12 protein-coding genes are annotated in these 17,711 nt (G+C 66.3%); 11 read left to right on the forward strand and 1 reads right to left on the reverse strand.

Going from position 1 to position 17,711, the window contains the following annotated elements:
• Positions 1-53: 53 nt before the first annotated feature.
• The 7 genes from AC06DU_RS07300 (at position 54) to AC06DU_RS07330 (ending at position 10,188) form a co-directional block, all read left to right on the forward strand.
• Positions 54-2,624 carry a DUF3857 domain-containing protein gene (locus AC06DU_RS07300; protein ID WP_478204378.1) on the forward strand — a complete coding sequence of 857 codons (2,571 nt, stop codon included), beginning with the start codon at positions 54-56 and terminating at the stop codon, positions 2,622-2,624.
• 124 nt (positions 2,625-2,748) lie between these two features.
• Entirely contained in the window at positions 2,749-3,393 is a 645-nt protein-coding gene (locus AC06DU_RS07305; RefSeq protein WP_054591584.1) for a glutathione S-transferase family protein, read from the forward strand.
• Between the two features lie 31 nt (positions 3,394-3,424).
• Positions 3,425-5,365, forward strand: coding sequence for an asparagine synthase (glutamine-hydrolyzing) (gene asnB / locus AC06DU_RS07310; RefSeq protein ID WP_478203915.1), 1,941 nt, complete (start codon positions 3,425-3,427; stop codon positions 5,363-5,365).
• Positions 5,366-5,441: 76 nt separating this feature from the next.
• Entirely contained in the window at positions 5,442-5,996 is a 555-nt protein-coding gene (locus tag AC06DU_RS07315; protein ID WP_054591582.1) for an NADPH-dependent FMN reductase, read from the forward strand.
• A gap of 222 nt (positions 5,997-6,218) precedes the next feature.
• Positions 6,219-7,649: a replicative DNA helicase gene (locus AC06DU_RS07320; RefSeq protein ID WP_047130779.1), complete on the forward strand. Its 1,431-nt coding sequence runs from the start codon at positions 6,219-6,221 to the stop codon at positions 7,647-7,649.
• A 102-nt stretch (positions 7,650-7,751) separates the two neighbouring features.
• Complete coding sequence (locus tag AC06DU_RS07325; RefSeq protein ID WP_102252168.1) at positions 7,752-9,170, forward strand: cryptochrome/photolyase family protein; 1,419 nt, start codon at positions 7,752-7,754, stop codon at positions 9,168-9,170.
• A gap of 292 nt (positions 9,171-9,462) precedes the next feature.
• Complete coding sequence (locus AC06DU_RS07330) at positions 9,463-10,188, forward strand: YiaD family glycine zipper/OmpA-like lipoprotein (RefSeq protein WP_016902719.1); 726 nt, start codon at positions 9,463-9,465, stop codon at positions 10,186-10,188.
• A gap of 887 nt (positions 10,189-11,075) precedes the next feature.
• Here AC06DU_RS07330 and AC06DU_RS07335 read toward each other — a convergent pair.
• The gene (locus AC06DU_RS07335) at positions 11,076-12,110 is read right to left on the reverse strand and encodes an XC_2801 family transcriptional regulator (protein WP_054592674.1); all 1,035 of its coding nucleotides are present in this window, start codon (positions 12,108-12,110) and stop codon (positions 11,076-11,078) included.
• Between the two features lie 129 nt (positions 12,111-12,239).
• On the opposite strand from AC06DU_RS07335, the gene AC06DU_RS07340 reads away from it, so the two are divergent.
• The 4 genes from AC06DU_RS07340 (at position 12,240) to AC06DU_RS07355 (ending at position 17,700) form a co-directional block, all read left to right on the forward strand.
• A complete protein-coding gene (locus AC06DU_RS07340) occupies positions 12,240-12,467 on the forward strand; it encodes a hypothetical protein (RefSeq protein ID WP_081008617.1) in 228 nt (75 codons plus the stop codon).
• The gene (locus tag AC06DU_RS07345) at positions 12,464-13,237 is read left to right on the forward strand and encodes an SDR family NAD(P)-dependent oxidoreductase (RefSeq protein ID WP_046342206.1); all 774 of its coding nucleotides are present in this window, start codon (positions 12,464-12,466) and stop codon (positions 13,235-13,237) included. Before AC06DU_RS07340 ends, AC06DU_RS07345 begins: the two co-directional genes overlap by 4 nt.
• On the forward strand, positions 13,234-14,424 hold the full coding sequence (locus AC06DU_RS07350; RefSeq protein WP_039514498.1) for an efflux RND transporter periplasmic adaptor subunit: 1,191 nt from the start codon (positions 13,234-13,236) through the stop codon (positions 14,422-14,424). Before AC06DU_RS07345 ends, AC06DU_RS07350 begins: the two co-directional genes overlap by 4 nt.
• 105 nt (positions 14,425-14,529) lie before the next feature.
• Complete coding sequence (locus AC06DU_RS07355; RefSeq protein WP_478203917.1) at positions 14,530-17,700, forward strand: efflux RND transporter permease subunit; 3,171 nt, start codon at positions 14,530-14,532, stop codon at positions 17,698-17,700.
• The last annotated feature ends 11 nt before the right edge of the window (positions 17,701-17,711 follow it).

The following is a 17,711-nucleotide window of genomic DNA, read 5'->3' on the forward strand; positions in this document are numbered from 1 at the left end:
AGTGGGTGTTGATCGACAGGGATGGGAGGCGACGCCTGCGTGGCGTGTTCTGGATGCGCTGCGTGCTGGCTGTGGTGGCGAGCGTGATCACACCGGCACAGGCCAGCGAGGCGCCGCGCATGGCGCCGCCACCGGACTGGGTCATCGCCGATGCGGTGCCCGACAAGGTGCCCGGTGCCAGCGGGCTGCGCTATGAGCTGGTATCCGACCAGGTCGATCTGACCGGCGCGGCGCCGCAGGCGTATCGCCGCCTCAGTTACACCGTGCAGCGTGCGAAAAGTCTGGACGAGGCAGGGCAGATCTCCATCGATTACCAGCCGCAGTACCAGCAGCTGGCGCTCAACAGCCTGGAGGTCTGGCGTGACGGCAAGCGCATCGACATGCGCAAGCAGGCGCACTACGCCCGGTTGCGCCGCGAAAGCGGACTGGAAGACGGGCTGATCGATGGCGCGCTGACGCTGTCGATCACCTTGCCGGACCTGCGCGTGGGCGATCGGGTCGATTACGGGGTGACCATCACCGGCAGCAATCCGGTGTTCGGCAAGGGCTATTACGACGTGTTCGATGCGCGCTACGGCGTAGCGCTGGGCGAGCGCCGGGTGCGGGTGCGGCATCCGGCCGGCATGGGATTGCAGTGGCGGGTGACGGCGCCAGGCTTCAGCCGCAACGTCAGCCGCACCGGCGATGTGGCGACACTGGACATCGCCGCACGCGACCTGCCCGCCGTGCAGGAAGAAAAGGACACCCCGGAGGATGTCGATCCGTATGGCCGGATCGAAGTCTCCACTGCCGGCAACTGGGCGGCGGTGGCGGCATGGGCCGCGCAGTTGTATCCGCACGCGTTCAAGGACGCGCGCGTTGCCGACGGGATGGTGCAGAACCTGCAGCTGCGCCGCGACGACCCGCAGGGTGCACTGCTGCGTGCAGTGGCCTTCGTGCAGGGCGAGATCCGCTACGTCGGCCTGGACATGGGCGAGAACTCCCACGCGCCGCATACACCGGAAGTGACGCTGCGCAATCGCTACGGCGACTGCAAGGACAAGGCGACGCTGTTGATCGCGCTGCTGCAGCTGGCGGGCATCCGCGCCGAGCCGGTGCTGGTCAGCAGCGACAAGGGCCACGGGCTGGATCTGCGCTTGCCCAGTCCCTACGCGTTCGACCACGTGGTGGTGCGCGCGCACCTGCCGCAGGGCGAGGTATGGGTGGATGCCACGCGCGACCGCGAAGAGGGCCCGCTGGCGCAACGCCGGCCGTTGCCGTTCGTGCGTGGCCTGCCGGTCGTGGCCGGGCAGCGCGATCTGGTGGCGGTGCCATCGCCGATGCCGACGCTGCCGCAGGTCGAGGTGGACGAGGAGGTCGTGATCTCGCTGCGCAAGCCGCAGCGCGTGGCGACCTTCACCGTGGACACCACGTATCGCCAGGGACGCGGCGAGCGCGTGGCGACCAGCTTCGACGACAACGGTGCGCAGGCGGTCGGCGAGCACTACCTGGAATTCATGCAGCAGTACTACACCGCGCTGACCCAGGTCGGCGTGCCGACCATCGACGCGGCCGATGTGTTGAACGTGCGCACGCACGAGGCCTACCGCCTGGAGTGGCCGACCGACGAGGGCGACGAGCTGGGCTTTCCGCTGTTCCAGCTCGGCGAATGGATGGACGCCCTGCCCACGGCGGCGCGGAAGAGCCCGCTGGCGCTGGGCGGCCCGCGGCTGGCGCGGCAGACGGTGCGGGTGCGGGTCGACCCGGCGGTGCGGGTGGAAGCCGATACGCAGGTGGTCGCCAACCCGTGGTTCCGGTTCTCGCGCACGGTCTCCACGCACGAAGGACGCATCGTCATCGTCGGCGAGTGGCAGCGGCTGTCCGACCGCATTCCCGCCGGCGGCGTGAAGCGCGCAGCCGCCGACATGGAGCGTGCCCGCGACCTGCTGTACTTCAATCACGACCTCAAGCCGCAGCCGCGCAGACAGCCGCTGGAGATGCACGTCTTCGTCTATCCGCTGGCCGCGCTGCTGGCGCTGATCGTGCTGGTGCTGGCATGCCTGGCCTGGTGGCGCGGCGGTGGCTTGGGCGGGATGCTGTTCGATCCGCACACCGTTGCGCAGCGCCTGCACACGCAGGCCGGCGCGCGCTGGAGCGCGTGGTGCGTGTTCGGCCTGATCCTGGTGCTCTCGAGCTGGATGTGGGTGTCTCCGCAGCCCTTGTGGGTGCACGCCATCGCCGTGGCGATCATGCTGGCCATTGCGCTGGTGGGCTGCGTGCTGTTGCAGTGGATGCTGCGCTGGATGGGCGGCACTGCAGAGTTTGCGGTGTTGCTGCCGGCGCTGCTGGGCAGTGCCTTGCCATGGCTGGTCTGCCTGCTGGCGGCACTGGCCGCGGTTGGCGGCGATATCGTCCTGTTCGGAACCGGTGTGCACGATCCGGCCGGGCTGGCGCAGGTGACCATGGCGGTGCTGATGCTGCTGCTGGGCGGGCTGTGGTGGTCGATCGCTGCGGTCCAGGCGGTTGCCGGTGCGACCGGCTGCGCACGGGCGCGGGCCTTCGGTGCGCTGGCATTGACGTTGTCGGTGCTGGGCATGCTGGTCGCCGTGCTGGGTGTGCTGGTGGCGCTGGTGGTGATGCGCTGAGCCGCGCTGCCGGCAGCGCACGCAACCGCGGCCACGCCTTGCAGCAGAATCGGTGCAGGGCTTTGCAAAGGCCCCCGGGGCTGTGACACTGCCAGCCCCTCGTTGCTGCCGCGGAGCCAGCTTGATGTCGACCGTGCGTCCCCCGTTGACCGTCCATGGCATGTCCAGTTCCGGCAACTGCTACAAGGTGCGCCTGCTGCTGGAGCAACTGGGCAGCCGCTATCACTGGGTCGAGGTCGACAGCGTCGCCGGCGAAACCCGCACGCCCGCGTATCTGGCCAAGAATCCCAACGGCAAGGTGCCGATGGTGGAGCGCGACGACGGCCGCGTGCTGACCGAATCCAACGCGATCCTGTTCTGGCTGGCCGAAGGCACTCCGTATCTGCCCACCGACGCGTGGCAGCGCGCGCAGGCCTTGAGCTGGATGTTCTTCGAGCAATACAGCCATGAGCCGTACGTCGCGGTGGCGCGGTTCATCAGCCTGTGGACGCCGCGCGATGCCGCGCGCCGCGCCGAACTGCCGCAGCTGCGCGCCCGCGGCGAGCAGGCGCTGGCCGTGATGGAGCAGCATCTGCAGCAGCACCGCTGGTTTACCGGCAGCGACTACGGCATCGCCGATATCGCGCTGTTTGCCTACACCCATTGCGCCGAGGACGGCGGCTTCGATCTGGAGCGCTGGCCGGCGATCGGTGCCTGGCTGCAGCGCGTGCAGGCAGTACCCGGTTTTATCGCAATGCCGGCGCCTGCGCCCGGCGCGGTGACGGCATGAGCGGCATGCGCTGCCGGCAGGAGCACTGACGATGTGCGGATTGGCTGGACTGCTGCTGGCCTCGCCACGCATGCATGGCGAACAACTCGATGCGCTGGTGCGGCCGATGGGCGCGGCCTTGCGTCATCGCGGCCCCGACGATGCCGGCACCTGGTGCGATGCGCAGGCCGGCGTGGCGCTGGCGCATCAACGCTTGAGCATCCTGGATCTGTCTCCGCTGGGCCATCAGCCGATGCGCTCGGCCGATGGCCGTTATGTGCTGGCCTACAACGGCGAGATCTACAACTTCGCGCAACTGCGCGCGGCGCTGTCCGCACTCGGGCACCGCTTCCGTGGTCATTCCGATACCGAAGTGCTGCTGGCGGCGGTGGTGGAGTGGGGGCTGGACGACACCCTGGCCCGCTGCAACGGCATGTTCGCGCTGGCGTTGTGGGACGAGCGCGACAACTGCCTGTATCTGGCCCGCGACCGCGTCGGCAAGAAGCCGCTGTACTACGGCTGGGCCGGCGACACCCTGGTGTTCGGCTCCGAACTCAAGGCGCTGTGGCAGCATCCGGACTTCGATAATGGGGTCGATCGCAATGCGCTGACCTTGCTGCTGCGGCTGGGCTACATCCCGGCGCCGGCCTGCATCCACGAGCGCACCTTCAAGTTGATGCCCGGGCGGGTGCTGCGGCTGGATGCGCAGATGGTGGCGGCCGGCGCGGCGGCGCATCGGCCGGACCAGGCGCAGCAGCCGTTCTGGAACGCGCGCGAGGCGATGCAGCGCGCGCTGGCGGCGCCGTTCACCGGCAGCGATGCACAGGCCGAGGAACAGCTCGACGCAGTGCTGCGCGATGCGGTGGCGCTGCGCATGGTGGCCGACGTGCCGGTGGGCGTGTTCCTGTCCGGCGGCACCGATTCGTCGATCGTCACCGCGATGATGCAGGCGCAGAGCACCCAGCCGGTGCATACCTTCAGCATCGGCTTCGAAGGTTCGCATCACGACGAAGCGCCGCTGGCGCGCGAAGTGGCCACGCATCTGCACACCGACCACACCGAGCTGTATGTCAGCGGCGCCGACGCGCTGGCGGTGGTGCCGACCCTGCCGGACATGTTCGACGAGCCCTTCGCCGATGCCTCGCAGGTGCCGACCGCGCTGGTCGCACGGCTGGCGCGTGGCGGGGTGACGGTGGCGTTGTCCGGCGATGGCGGCGACGAGTTGTTCTTCGGCTACGGCCGTTACCAGCGTGCGCTGCGCAACTGGCGCATGCATGGGCTGGTGCCGGGGCCGCTGCGGCGCTTGATGGCGCTGGCGGCGCGCCGCAACGGCGAGTCTTCGCGCACCGGCGGCCTGGCCGCGCTGGTGGCCGAGGCCGGCGCACGCGGCATCGGCGACATCTACCGCAACCGCATCTCGCGCTGGCGCGATCCGGCCGCGGTGGTGCTGGGTGCGACCGAGCCCGACAGTTTCTACAGCCTGGCCGACCCGCTGCACGGTTCCGGCACGCCGGCCGACGCGATGATGCTGGCCGACTTTGCCGCCTATCTGCCCGACGATCTGCTGTGCAAGGTGGACCGCACCACCATGGCGGTGGGGCTGGAAGCGCGCGCGCCGCTGCTGGACTGGCGGGTGGCCGAGTTCGCCTGGTCGCTGCCGCTGTCGCTGAAGTACCGCGACGGGGTCAGCAAGTACCTGCTCAAGCGCGTGCTGTGCCGCTATCTGCCCGACCCGATGGTCTACCGCGGCAAGCGCGGCTTCGGCGCGCCGGTCAGTGCCTGGCTGCGTGGCGACCTGCACGGCTGGGCCGACGATCTGCTGGCGCACGCCACGCTCGAGCGCGACGGCGTGTTCGCCGCCGACACCGTGGCCGGGCTGTGGAGGGACTTCAACGGCGGCGAGCGCAAATGGCATACGCACCTGTGGACGGTGCTGATGTTCCAGGCCTGGCAGGTGCATTGGCGCGCCCAACGCGCCGCGATCGGCCGCTGAGGCAGGCGCGCTTCACCGGGTCTGAGCGCCAGGCTCACTAGAGTCGGGCGCTGATTCCCCCAATGGAGCGTTCCCCATGAGCAAGATCACCATCGCCGTGCTGGTCGGCAGCCTGCGTGCCGCGTCCTACAACCGCCAACTGGCGCATGCGCTGGAGCATCTGGCCGGCGACAAGGCCGTGTTCGAGTATGTGGAGATCGGCGACATCCCGCTGTACAACCAGGACCACGATGGCGATTACCCGGCAGAGGGCACGCGGCTGAAGCAACAGATCCGGTCGGCTGACGCGGTGCTGTTCGTCACCCCGGAGTACAACCGCTCGATTCCCGGCGTGCTCAAGAACGCCCTCGATACCGGCTCGCGCCCCTACGGCGACAGCGCGTTTGCGGGCAAGCCGGCCGCCGTGGTCGGCATCTCGGTCGGGGCGATCGGCACCGCCACCGCGCAGCAGCACCTGCGTAATGTGCTGTCGTATCTGGACATGCGGGTGCTTGGCCAGCCGGAAGTCTTCCTGCAGTACAAGGACGGCCTGTTCGGCGCCGACGACCAGGTCGCCAACGCCGACAGCCGCAAGTTCCTGCAGGGCTTCGTCGACGCCTTCCTGGGCCTGGTCGAACAGTCCAAGCGTTGAGTTGACCACAGCGGCGTTGGGCCTGGAGACAGCCGCCAACCGGCACCGGTGACGCGGTGCAAACCCCGGCTCAGCAAGCGTCTCGGCGGTTGCGACAGCCGCCGCGTAGAACGGTGATGCACCGGCTGTCCACCAGTTATCCACAGAGTTGTGCATGGTCGTCGGCGCCGCCGATGACTATGCTTCCTGCCCTCGTCTCCCTCGCGTCAGGTCTGTTTGTCCATGTCCGCTCGTCCTGGTTTCCGTTCCAAGCGCAATCGCGATCGCGACGACGACGATTACGATCGTCCCGAGCCGCGGCTTGACCAGTTGCGGGTACCGCCGCATTCGGTCGAGGCCGAGCAGGCCGTGCTCGGCGGGTTGATGCTGGCGCCGGATGCGTTCGACCGGGTCAATGACCAGCTGACCGAAAACGACTTTTACCGCCGCGATCACCGGCTGATCTACCGTGCGATTCGCGAACTGAACGAGAAGGACCGCCCCTTCGATGCGGTGACCCTGGGCGAGTGGTTCGAATCGCAGGGCAAGCTGGAGCAGGTCGGCGATGGCGCCTACCTGATCGAGCTGGCCAGCACCACGCCTTCGGCAGCCAATATCGCCGCATATGCGGAGATCGTGCGTGACAAGGCGGTGTTGCGGCAGCTGATCGAAGTGGGCACCACCATTGTCAACGACGGCTTCCAGCCGGAGGGGCGCGACAGCGTGGAGTTGCTGTCGTCGGCGGAAAAGGCGGTGTTCAAGATCGCCGAGGCCGGCGCGCGCGGGCGTACCGACTTCGTGGCGATGCCGGGCGCGCTGAAGGACGCCTTTGAGGAATTGCGCAGCCGTTTCGAAAACGGCGGCAACATCACCGGCCTGCCGACCGGCTACAACGATTTCGATGCGATGACTTCCGGCCTGCAGCCGACCGACCTGATCATCCTGGCCGCGCGTCCGGCAATGGGCAAGACCACGTTCGCGCTGAATATCGCCGAATATGCCGCGATCAAATCCAAGAAGGGCGTGGCGGTATTCTCGATGGAAATGTCGGCATCGCAGCTGGCGATGCGCCTGATCTCGTCCAATGGCCGCATCAATGCGCAACGCCTGCGTACCGGCGCGCTGGAAGACGAGGACTGGGCGCGCGTGACCGGCGCGATCAAGATGCTGAAGGAAACCAAGATCTTCATCGACGACACGCCGGGCGTGTCGCCGGAAGTGCTGCGCTCCAAGTGCCGCCGACTCAAGCGCGAGCATGACCTGGGCCTGATCGTCATCGACTACCTGCAGCTGATGTCGGTGCCGGGCAACAGCGAAAACCGCGCGACCGAAATCTCGGAAATCTCGCGTTCGCTCAAGGGCCTGGCCAAGGAGCTCAACGTGCCGGTGATTGCGTTGTCGCAGCTCAACCGCTCGCTGGAAACGCGGACCGACAAGCGCCCGGTGATGGCCGACTTGCGCGAATCCGGCGCGATCGAGCAGGACGCGGACATGATCGTGTTCATCTATCGCGACGACTATTACAACAAGGAAAATTCGCCGGACAAGGGCCTGGCCGAGATCATCATCGGCAAGCACCGCGGTGGACCGACCGGGTCGTGCAAGCTCAAGTTCTTCGGCGAATACACCCGATTCGACAATCTGGCCCACGATTCGGTGGGCAGTTTCGAATAAACCTCCTGCGTGATGCCGGGCGACAATCCGTCGCTGCGGCATCGCGCCATCCTTGCATCTGCTGGCTTATGCTGCGCGCCTCATCGCCGCTGCCGAGCTTGTATGTCCTACGCCATCGTCTGGTTCCGTCGCGATCTGCGCCTGCAGGACAACCCGGCCTTGCAGGCTGCGCTGGATGCGGGGCATCAGCCGATTCCGCTGTATATCGATGCGCCGCACGAAGAGGGCGAGTGGACGCCGGGCGCCGCCTCGCGGAGCTGGCGGCATCGCTCGCTCGCGGCGCTGGATGCGGCCCTGCGCGCGCTCGGCAGTGGTTTGGTGCTGCGCGCCGGTGACAGCGCGCAGGTGCTGGATGAGGTGATCGCGCAGACCAAGGCGGTGGCGGTGTACTGGAACCGCAAGTACGAGCCGGCCACGCAGCCGCGCGATGCGCAGATCAAGCGCAGCCTGCGCGAGCGCGGGATCGAAGTGCAGAGCTGCAACTCCGCACTGATGGTCGAACCGTGGCAGTTGACGACGCAGCAGGGCGGCCCCTACAAGGTGTTCACCCCGTTCTGGCGCAATGCGCTCACCCAACTGCAATTGCCGGCTGCGGTGCCGGCACCGCGCAGCCTGCCGCCGCTGCCTGCGCAATTGAAGAGCGCTGCGCTGGACACGCTGGGGCTGCTGCCGGCGCTGGACTGGGATGGAGGCTTCTGGGAGCACTGGCAGCCCGGCGAGGCCGGCGCGCACGAGATGCTGGAAATCTTCATCGACGGCGCGCTGTCCGGGTATCGCGAAAACCGCGACCGGCCCGACCGGGTCGGTACCTCGCAGTTATCACCGCATCTGCACTTCGGCGAGATTGCGCCGTGGCGGATCGCCAGCACGCTGGAAGCCAATCGCAACGCACGCAATGGTGCCGAGATCGACGGCTATATCCGCCAACTGGGCTGGCGCGATTTTGCGTATCACCTGCTGCACCATTTTCCCGACACCACCAACCAGAATCTCAACCCGCGTTTCGAAGGCTTTGACTGGGCCAAGGTAGACCCGGTCGCATTGCAGGCCTGGCAGCGGGGCCGCACCGGCATTCCGATCGTCGATGCCGGCATGCGCCAGCTCTGGCACACCGGCTGGATGCACAACCGCGTGCGCATGATCGTGGCGAGCCTGTTGTGCAAGCATCTGCGCGTGCACTGGATCGAAGGCGCGCGCTGGTTCTGGGACACGCTGGTGGATGCGGACCTGGCCAACAACACCCTGGGTTGGCAATGGGTGGCCGGTACCGGCCCCGATGCGGCGCCGTATTTCCGCGTGTTCAATCCGGTCACACAGGCGGAAAAGTTCGATCCGCAGGCTGCCTACATCACGCGCTGGGTACCTGAGCTCGGCAAGCTTGCGGTCAAGGAACGCTTCGCGCCGTGGCTGCATCCGTTGTCGCTGGCGCGGCTGGCACCGGAGTATCCGCGTACGCCGATCATTGGCCTGGCCGAAGGCCGCGATGCGGCGCTGGCGGCGTATGCGAAGACGCGCGGCTAAACGCGCGCGGCAGGGTGAGCGACCTCCTGATTGCGTGGTCAGCTGATGCTCGCTTCTGCATGTTTTCTTCTGCAAGGCTGAAACGTTGCATGCGTGTGCGGCGACGCTTGTTTCGCACATCATCGAATGCGTGACGCGGATACATGGTGCTGTCCACGCAGAAAACGTTTTCCTGAATGCAGCACTAGCCGCGCGCGATCGGAGGTCGGTTTCATCATGCGCCAGTCGCGTTGGCCTGTTTATCCTCGCCGACACGATTGAGTGCCGGATGGTCCGGCCACAGGAGAACACCATGTCCCCAGCAGCCACCAAGAGCCTTGCCGTTGCCCTGGCCAGCGCCATTGCGTTGTCCGCCTGCGCCACCGGCGGCTCGTATGTGCAGCGCGACCAGTACGGCGAGCAGACCCAACAGCAGAACCGTACCGGCCGCAATGCGCTGATCGGCACCGCGATCGGCGTGGCCGCTGGTCTGCTGACCGGCGACAGCGCCACCGAGCGTCGTCAGCATGCGATGGTCGGTGCCGGCATCGGCGCGCTCAGTGGCGCGGCGGTTGGCCAGTACCAGGATCGCCAGGAGCGCGCACTGCGTGAGCGCACTGCCAACACCGGGATCGAAGTGCAGCGCCAGGGCGACAACATCACCCTGAACCTGCCCGACGGCATCACCTTCGACTTCGGCAAGTCTGCATTGAAGCCGCAGTTCTACAGCGCGCTCAATGGCGTGGCGTCCACACTGCGCGAGTACAACCAGACCATGGTGGAAGTAGTCGGTCACACCGACAGCGTCGGCAGCGACGCAGTAAACCAGCGCCTGTCCGAAGAACGCGCCGGCGCGGTCGCGCAATATCTGACCGCGCAAGGCGTGCAGCGTGAGCGCATGGAAACCATGGGCGCCGGCAAGCGTTACCCGATCGCCGACAACAGCACCGATGCCGGCCGCGCACAGAACCGCCGCGTCGAAATCCGCCTGATCCCGCTGCGCTCGGAGGGTGCCGGGAACAACACGGGCATGCGTTGAGTCTGCCGCACTGAATCGTGGCGAGTCGATTGACGAGCCGCGATGAGTAAGCAAGACAGGCCGCGAAAGCGGCCTGTTTTTTTGCGCTGCGAATTTTTTGATCAGGCGCATCAGGTGCAAAGCTGCCGATCTGAGGGTTTTCTGCAGGGTCCTTGCCCGCCCACCATCGCGGGACACGCCGCAAGTACGTCCGTGTAGGCTCTTACGCGGCATCCATGCCGCGTAAGGTCCCGCGACGGTGGGCGGGCAAGGACCATCGAAGATGGTCGGTGTGCATGTTTGCAAGCAGAGCATGCCGTACGTTGCTTGGAGCACTAAGTGTTCGATCAACCTCTCACCATTTTCCCGTCGCAAGCCGAGCAACAAACGTGCTTTCAACACGCAAGCTACAAACGTCGCATCTGCTATCGCAAGCCGAGTAACAATCCTTAAAAAAGCAGCCGACCAACTCTCTGGTGCGGTGTCCTTGCCGGTTGCGGGACCCTCGGCGGCATGGATGCCGCCGAGGAGCCTCCATGGACGGATTCACGGCGTGTCCCGCAAGCGGTGAGGGCACCGCGCACTCGACCGACTGATCTTTTGACTTGCAGCTAGACGTTATCGCTAGGCATTGACCAACGCAGCTTCGGATCTCCAGACCACGCTAAAGCGCGCGCGCGGTTGCTTCAAGATTGCATCGGTCGACAGCGGTCATGGTGATTCGCCGCGACAAGCAGTACCGGCGTCGGATGGCCCCGACACCCCTGCAGGAATTCGGGATTCGGGATTCGAGATTTGTAGCAGCCGGGACGTTTTCGCTTGTACGGGCAACGTCTCCCCATCACCCTTCGGGCACCTTCTCCCGAGGGGGAGAAGGGTGCTCCGTTAGGCGACTATTTGATTACGGACTACGCCGTGACGTTTTCCAGGATGCGCTTGCCTTCTGCACGCAGTTCCGCGTCTGCGCCGACCTCGATCTTTGCATCGTTGTCGGCCTTTTGCGCGGCCAGACGCGCGGGGCACTGCGCCATCATGTAGTCCGCGTCGAAGTTCATCCGCGTCACCAGGAAATCCACGAAGGCGCGCACTTTCGGCGAGACCAGGCGGCCGCCGGCGAACACCGCGTTGAAGTCCACCTCCGGCCCGGTCCAACCCGCGAGCACCCGGCGCACCAGACCCGATTGCACGAAGGGCTTGGCCATCACATCGCCGGTCAACAGCAAGCCTTCGCCGCATAGCACCGCGCCATTGAGCGCAGCCGGATCGTTGGCCACCATCAACGGATTGACCGGGAAATCGCGCACATCGCTGCCGTCGCTGAGCGACCAGAAAAAGCGGTTGTTGTGCACGTTGCGGTTCTTGCGCAGCGCCAGCGTGCGATGGAACTGCAGCTCGTCCGGATGCAGCGGCTCGCCATAGCGCTCGATGTAGGACGGGCTGGCGAAGACCTGCGTGCGCAGGCTGCCGAGCTTGCGCGCCACCAGATTGGAATCGGGCAGCGCGCCGACGCGCAGTGCCAGATCGGCTTCGCCGCCGATCAGGTCAAGCTTCTCGTTGCCCAGATGCATGTCCAGCTGGATTTCCGGGTATTGCGCATGGAACTCGCCCAGCAACGGCGCGATCCAGGTGATGCCCAGCGAGTAGGGCACGGTGAAGCGCAGCCAGCCGCGCGGACCGGACTGCAATTGCCCGACGGCGCTCTCGGCTTCTTCCAGTTCGCGTGCGATGCGCTGGCAATGTTCGTGATAGACCGAGCCGGCTTCGGTCAGGCCGATGCGGCGCGTGGTCCGGTGCAGCAGGCGGGCACCCAGGCGGGTTTCCAGTTCCTGCACCTTGCGGCTGACGGTGGTCTTGGGCAGGCCGAGCGCGTTGGCGGCGGCGATGAAGCTGCCTTGTTCGACCACCTTGACGAAGATCAGGGTGTCGTTGAGATCGTGAGTCATGGGGACTGCCTTCCGGGGTCAGGAGGGATTAGACCGCTTACGGGACGATTATTCCCCTAAATCCGGACTAATCAAGTGCTGGTTTGGGGCCTAACTTATGCGGCATCCCCTCCATGCAGGAGCACGGCCATGTGGTTGTGCAATGTTTTCGGCTTGTCGTCGACATCGCGTAGCGCCATCGAAGGTGCCTTCGATCCAGTGGTTTCCACGGCGAGAAGCCCGCGTACCGGCGTTTCGCGCGCTTTTTCGGCATCGCCCCGGCGTCAGGCCGGCGGCGCGCCGACACAGCGGACTGGACTGTCGGCGCGTCTGGCGCAGCGCGGAATTGTCCCGATGTCGGGAGTGAAAGTCCCATGACCGGGATGGTCCAATCCGAGACGGCCGTCATTGGCGGCGCGGGCAATGTCGGCGCCGGTATCGTCGCCGCCTTGCTCGATGCCCGGATGCCGGTGCTGGTGATTGGACGCGACGCCGCCAAGCTCGACGCGCTGCGCGCGCAGCATGGCAATACACCGCTGCTGGAAACCTTGCAGGGCTCGGTCGCCGACGACGCTTCGGCGCAGGCGCTGGCCGGCGAACTGGCCCAGCGCCCGCGTCCGCTGGCGGCGGTGATCGCCAGCGTGGGCAGCCCGCTCAAGGCCGGCCGCCTGCTGGACCGCCCGGTCACTGCGCTGCGTCGCCGCATCGAGCGCGATGTGCTGCCGCACCTGGCGGCCGCGCGGCATCTGCTGCCGCTGCTGGCCGAGGCCGAGGGCGGTGGCCGCTACCTGTTGCTGGGCAGCCCCTGCGCGCTGCGTGCCTGGGCCGCGCACGGCGATACCTCGATTGCTGCTGCCGCCACCCGCATGCTCGCCCAGGTCCTGCACGAGGAAGCCAAGCCGCTCGGCGTCCGCGTGCACCTGCTGTCGGTCGAGCAGCCGGTGTGTACGCCGGGCCGCGCCAAGGACGCGTGTCCGGAATGGATCCGCGCCGTGGATGTCGGCCGTGCCGCAGTTTCACTGATCGCCGGGCCTGGCCAGCCCGGGCAAGCCATCGTGACCGTCAGCCGTCGCCTGCACGCCGCTCCTTCGGCCGACCGGCTCGCCGGTCTGCATTTTCCCATCCCCACCCGAGAGATTTCCCCATGACCCCGAACGCCACCCCGTTCCGTTTTCCCTTGCGTACTGTATTGACGGGCGCCGTACTCGCGGTTGTGCTGGCCGGTTGCGGCAGCAAGGCTGCCGAGACCGGCGCGCCGCCGCCGCCCAGCGTCAGCGTCGCCCCGGTGTTGCTGAAGGAGATCAGCCAGTGGGACGAATTCAGCGGCCGCATCGAGCCGGTGGAAAGCGTCGAGCTGCGTCCGCGCGTGTCCGGCTACATCGACAAGGTCAACTACGTCGAAGGCGCCGAAGTGAAGAAGGGCGATGTGCTCTTCAGCATCGACGACCGCAGCTACCGTGCCGAATTCGCGCGCGCCAACGCGGCGCTGGTGCGTGCACGCACGCAGTCCACGCTGGCCCGCAGCGAAGCGGCACGCGCCCGCAAATTGTCCGACCAGCAGGCCATTTCGACCGAGACCTGGGAGCAGCGCCGCGCTGCCGCCGATCAGGCCGATGCCGATCTGCTGGCCGCGCAGGCCGCGCTGGATACCGCCAAGCTCAACCTGGACTGGACCCGCGTGCGTGCGCCGATCGATGGCCGCGCCGGGCGTGCGATGGTCACCGCCGGCAATCTGGTCACCGCCAGCGACAGTGCTAGCGTGCTGACCACGCTGGTGTCGCTGGACAAGGTGTTCGTGTACTTCGATGCCGACGAAGGCACCTTCCTGCGTTATTCGCAGATGGCCCGCAACGGCGAGCGTCCGGATGCGCGCGGCGGCGAGTTGCCGGTGCGCATCGGCCTGGTCGGCGAACAGGGCTTCCCGCACACCGGGCGTGTGGATTTCCTGGATAACCAGGTGACCCGCAGCACCGGCACCATCCGCGTGCGCGCGGTGCTGGACAACGCGCAACGCCAGTTCACGCCGGGCCTGTATGCACACGTGCAGTTGCTGGGCAGCGGCCAGTTCAAGGCCATGCTGGTCGACGAAAAGGCCGTGCTGACCGATCAGGACCGCAAGTACGTGTACGTGGTCGACAAGGACGGCAAGGCGCAACGGCGCGACATCGAGCTGGGCCGCAATGCCGATGGCCTGCGCATCGTGCGCAAGGGACTGGCCGCCGGCGACAGAGTGGTGGTCGATGGCGTGCAGAAGATCTTCATGCCTGGCATGCCGGTCGATGCCAAGACCGTGGCCATGGCCGCCGCACCGGACAAGCGCACCGCCTCGAACTGATTCATCGCTGCATCGCGTCCGTGACCACCGGCCTTGGAACAAGGCCGGTTCGGGGCCGCTGTGCCGCGCCGCCACCCGGCGGCAACCTCTTTCAGGACCACCCCAATGGACTTTTCCCGTTTTTTCATCGACCGGCCGATCTTTGCCGCGGTGCTGTCGATCATCATCTTCGCTGCCGGCCTGATCGCCATGCCGCTGCTGCCCATCAGCGAGTACCCGGAAGTGGTACCGCCGAGCGTGCAGGTGCGTGCGGTGTATCCGGGCGCCAACCCCAAGGTCATCGCCGAGACCGTCGCCACGCCGCTTGAGGAAGCCATCAACGGCGTGGAAGACATGATGTACATGAAGTCGGTCGCCGGCTCCGATGGTGTGCTGGTGGTCACCGTGACCTTCAAGCCGGGCACCGATCCGGACCAGGCGCAGGTGCAGGTGCAGAACCGCGTCAGTCAGGCGCAGGCGCGTCTGCCCGAGGACGTACGGCGCCAGGGCGTGACCACGCAGAAGCAGTCGCCGACGCTGACCATGGTCGTGCATCTGACCTCGCCCAAGGGCAAGTACGACTCGCTGTACCTGAGCAACTACGCCACCTTGAAGGTCAAGGACGAACTGTCGCGCCTGCCGGGCGTGGGCCAGATCCAGATCTTCGGTGCCGGCGATTACGCCATGCGCATCTGGCTGGATCCTGACAAGGTCGCCGCGCGCGGGCTGACCGCCAGCGACGTTGTGGCGGCCATCCGCGAGCAGAACGTGCAGGTTTCCGCCGGCCAGCTCGGTGCCGAGCCGATGCCCAACAAGAGCGACTTCCTGCTGTCGATCAATGCGCAGGGCCGCCTGACCACCGAAGAAGAATTCGGCAACATCGTGATCCGCAGCGGCAACAGCGGCGAGATCGTGCGGCTGTCGGATGTGGCGCGTCTGGAACTGGGTGCGGGCAACTACACCCTGCGCTCGCAGCTGGACAACAAGAACGCGGTGGGCATGGGCGTGTTCCAGTCGCCGGGTGCCAACGCGATCGAATTGTCCGATGCGGTGCGCGCCAAGATGGCCGAGCTGGAAAAGCAGTTCCCGCAGGACATGGCGTGGTCGGCTGCGTACGACCCGACCGTGTTCGTGCGCGACTCGATCAGCGCGGTGGTGCACACGCTGCTGGAAGCGGTGCTGCTGGTGGTGCTGGTGGTGATCCTGTTCCTGCAGACCTGGCGCGCCTCGATCATTCCGTTGCTGGCAGTGCCGGTGTCGGTGGTCGGTACGTTCGCCGCGCTCTACCTGCTGGGTTTTTCGATCAACACGCTGAGCCTGTTCGGCCTGGTGCTGGCGATCGGCATCGTGGTCGACGATGCGATCGTGGTGGTGGAAAACGTCGAGCGCAACATCGAAGAAGGGCTGGCCCCATTGGCTGCTGCGCATCAGGCGATGCGCGAGGTGTCCGGGCCGATCATCGCCATCGCGCTGGTGCTGTGCGCGGTGTTCGTGCCGATGGCGTTCCTGTCGGGCGTGACCGGCCAGTTCTACAAGCAGTTCGCGGTGACCATCGCCATTTCCACGGTGATTTCGGCGATCAATTCGCTGACCTTGTCGCCGGCACTGGCCGCCATGTTGCTCAAGCCGCATGACGCACCGAAGGATGGCCCGTCGCGGTTGATCGATCGCTTGTTCGGCTGGTTGTTCCGTCCGTTCAATCGCTTCTTCAACAGCAGTTCGCACAAGTACCAGGGCGCGGTCTCGCGCACCCTGGGCAAGCGTGGCGCGGTGTTCGCGGTGTATGTGCTGCTGCTGGTGGTGACCGGTTTCATGTTCAAGGTGGTGCCGGGCGGCTTCATTCCGACCCAGGACAAGCTGTACCTGATTGCCGGTACCAAGTTGCCGGAAGGCGCCTCGCTGGAACGCACCAACGAAGTGATCCGTCAGATCACCCAGATCGCGCTGCAGACCGAAGGCGTGGACCACGCGATTGCGTTCCCGGGCCTGAACCCGCTGCAGTTCACCAACACGCCCAATACCGGCACGGTGTTCCTGACGCTCAAGCCGTTCAGCCAGCGCAGCCGCACTGCGGCGCAGATCAACGCGGAGATCAACGCCCGCATCAGCCAGATCCAGCAGGGCTTTGCGTTTGCGTTCATGCCGCCGCCGATCCTGGGCCTGGGGCAGGGCTCTGGCTACTCGCTGTACATCCAGGACCGCGCCGGTCTGGGCTATGGCCAGTTGCAGAGTGCGGTCAATGCGATGTCCGGTGCGATCTCGCAGACGCCGGGCATGCAGTTCCCGATCGGCACGTATCAGGCCAATGTGCCGCAGCTCGATGCCAAGGTCGATCGCGACAAGGCCAAGGCGCAGGGCGTGCCGCTGACCAACCTGTTCGACACCTTGCAGACCTATCTGGGTTCGTCCTACATCAACGACTTCAATCGCTTCGGTCGCACCTATCAGGTGATCGCCCAGGCCGACGGACAGTTCCGCGACAGCGTCGAAGACATCGCCAACCTGCGCACCCGCAACGATCGCGGGCAGATGGTGCCGATCGGCAGCATGGTCACGCTGGGCCAGACCTACGGCCCGGATCCGGTGATCCGCTACAACGGCTACCCGGCCGCCGACCTGATCGGCGAAGCGGACCCGCGCGTGCTCTCCTCCACCCAGGCGATGCAGACGCTGTCCGGCATGGCGCCCAAGGTGTTGCCCAACGGCATGAACATCGAGTGGACCGACCTGAGCTATCAGCAGTCCACCCAGGGCAACTCGGCGCTGATCGTGTTCCCGATGGCGGTGTTGCTGGCGTTCCTGGTGCTGGCTGCGTTGTACGAGAGCTGGACGCTGCCGCTGGCGGTGATCCTGATCGTGCCGATGACCTTGCTGTCGGCCTTGTTCGGCGTGTGGCTCACCGGCGGCGACAACAACGTGTTCGTGCAGGTGGGGTTGGTGGTGCTGATGGGCCTGGCGTGCAAGAACGCGATCCTGATCGTGGAGTTCGCCCGCGAACTCGAAATGCACGGCAAGGGCATCGTCGAGGCCGCGCTCGAAGCCTGCCGCCTGCGTCTGCGTCCGATCGTAATGACCTCCATCGCCTTCATCGCCGGCACCGTGCCGCTGGTGTTCGGGCATGGCGCCGGCGCCGAAGTGCGCTCGGTCACCGGCATCACCGTGTTCGCCGGCATGCTCGGTGTGACCTTGTTCGGCCTGTTCCTGACCCCGGTGTTCTACGTTGCGCTGCGCAAGTGGGTCACCCGTCGCGAACCCGCTGCACCGGCCACCGTTGCGCACGATCAAGTCAAGGCGTGAGTGCGTCGTCC

This window comes from Xanthomonas sp. NCPPB 3200, from assembly GCF_056393585.1.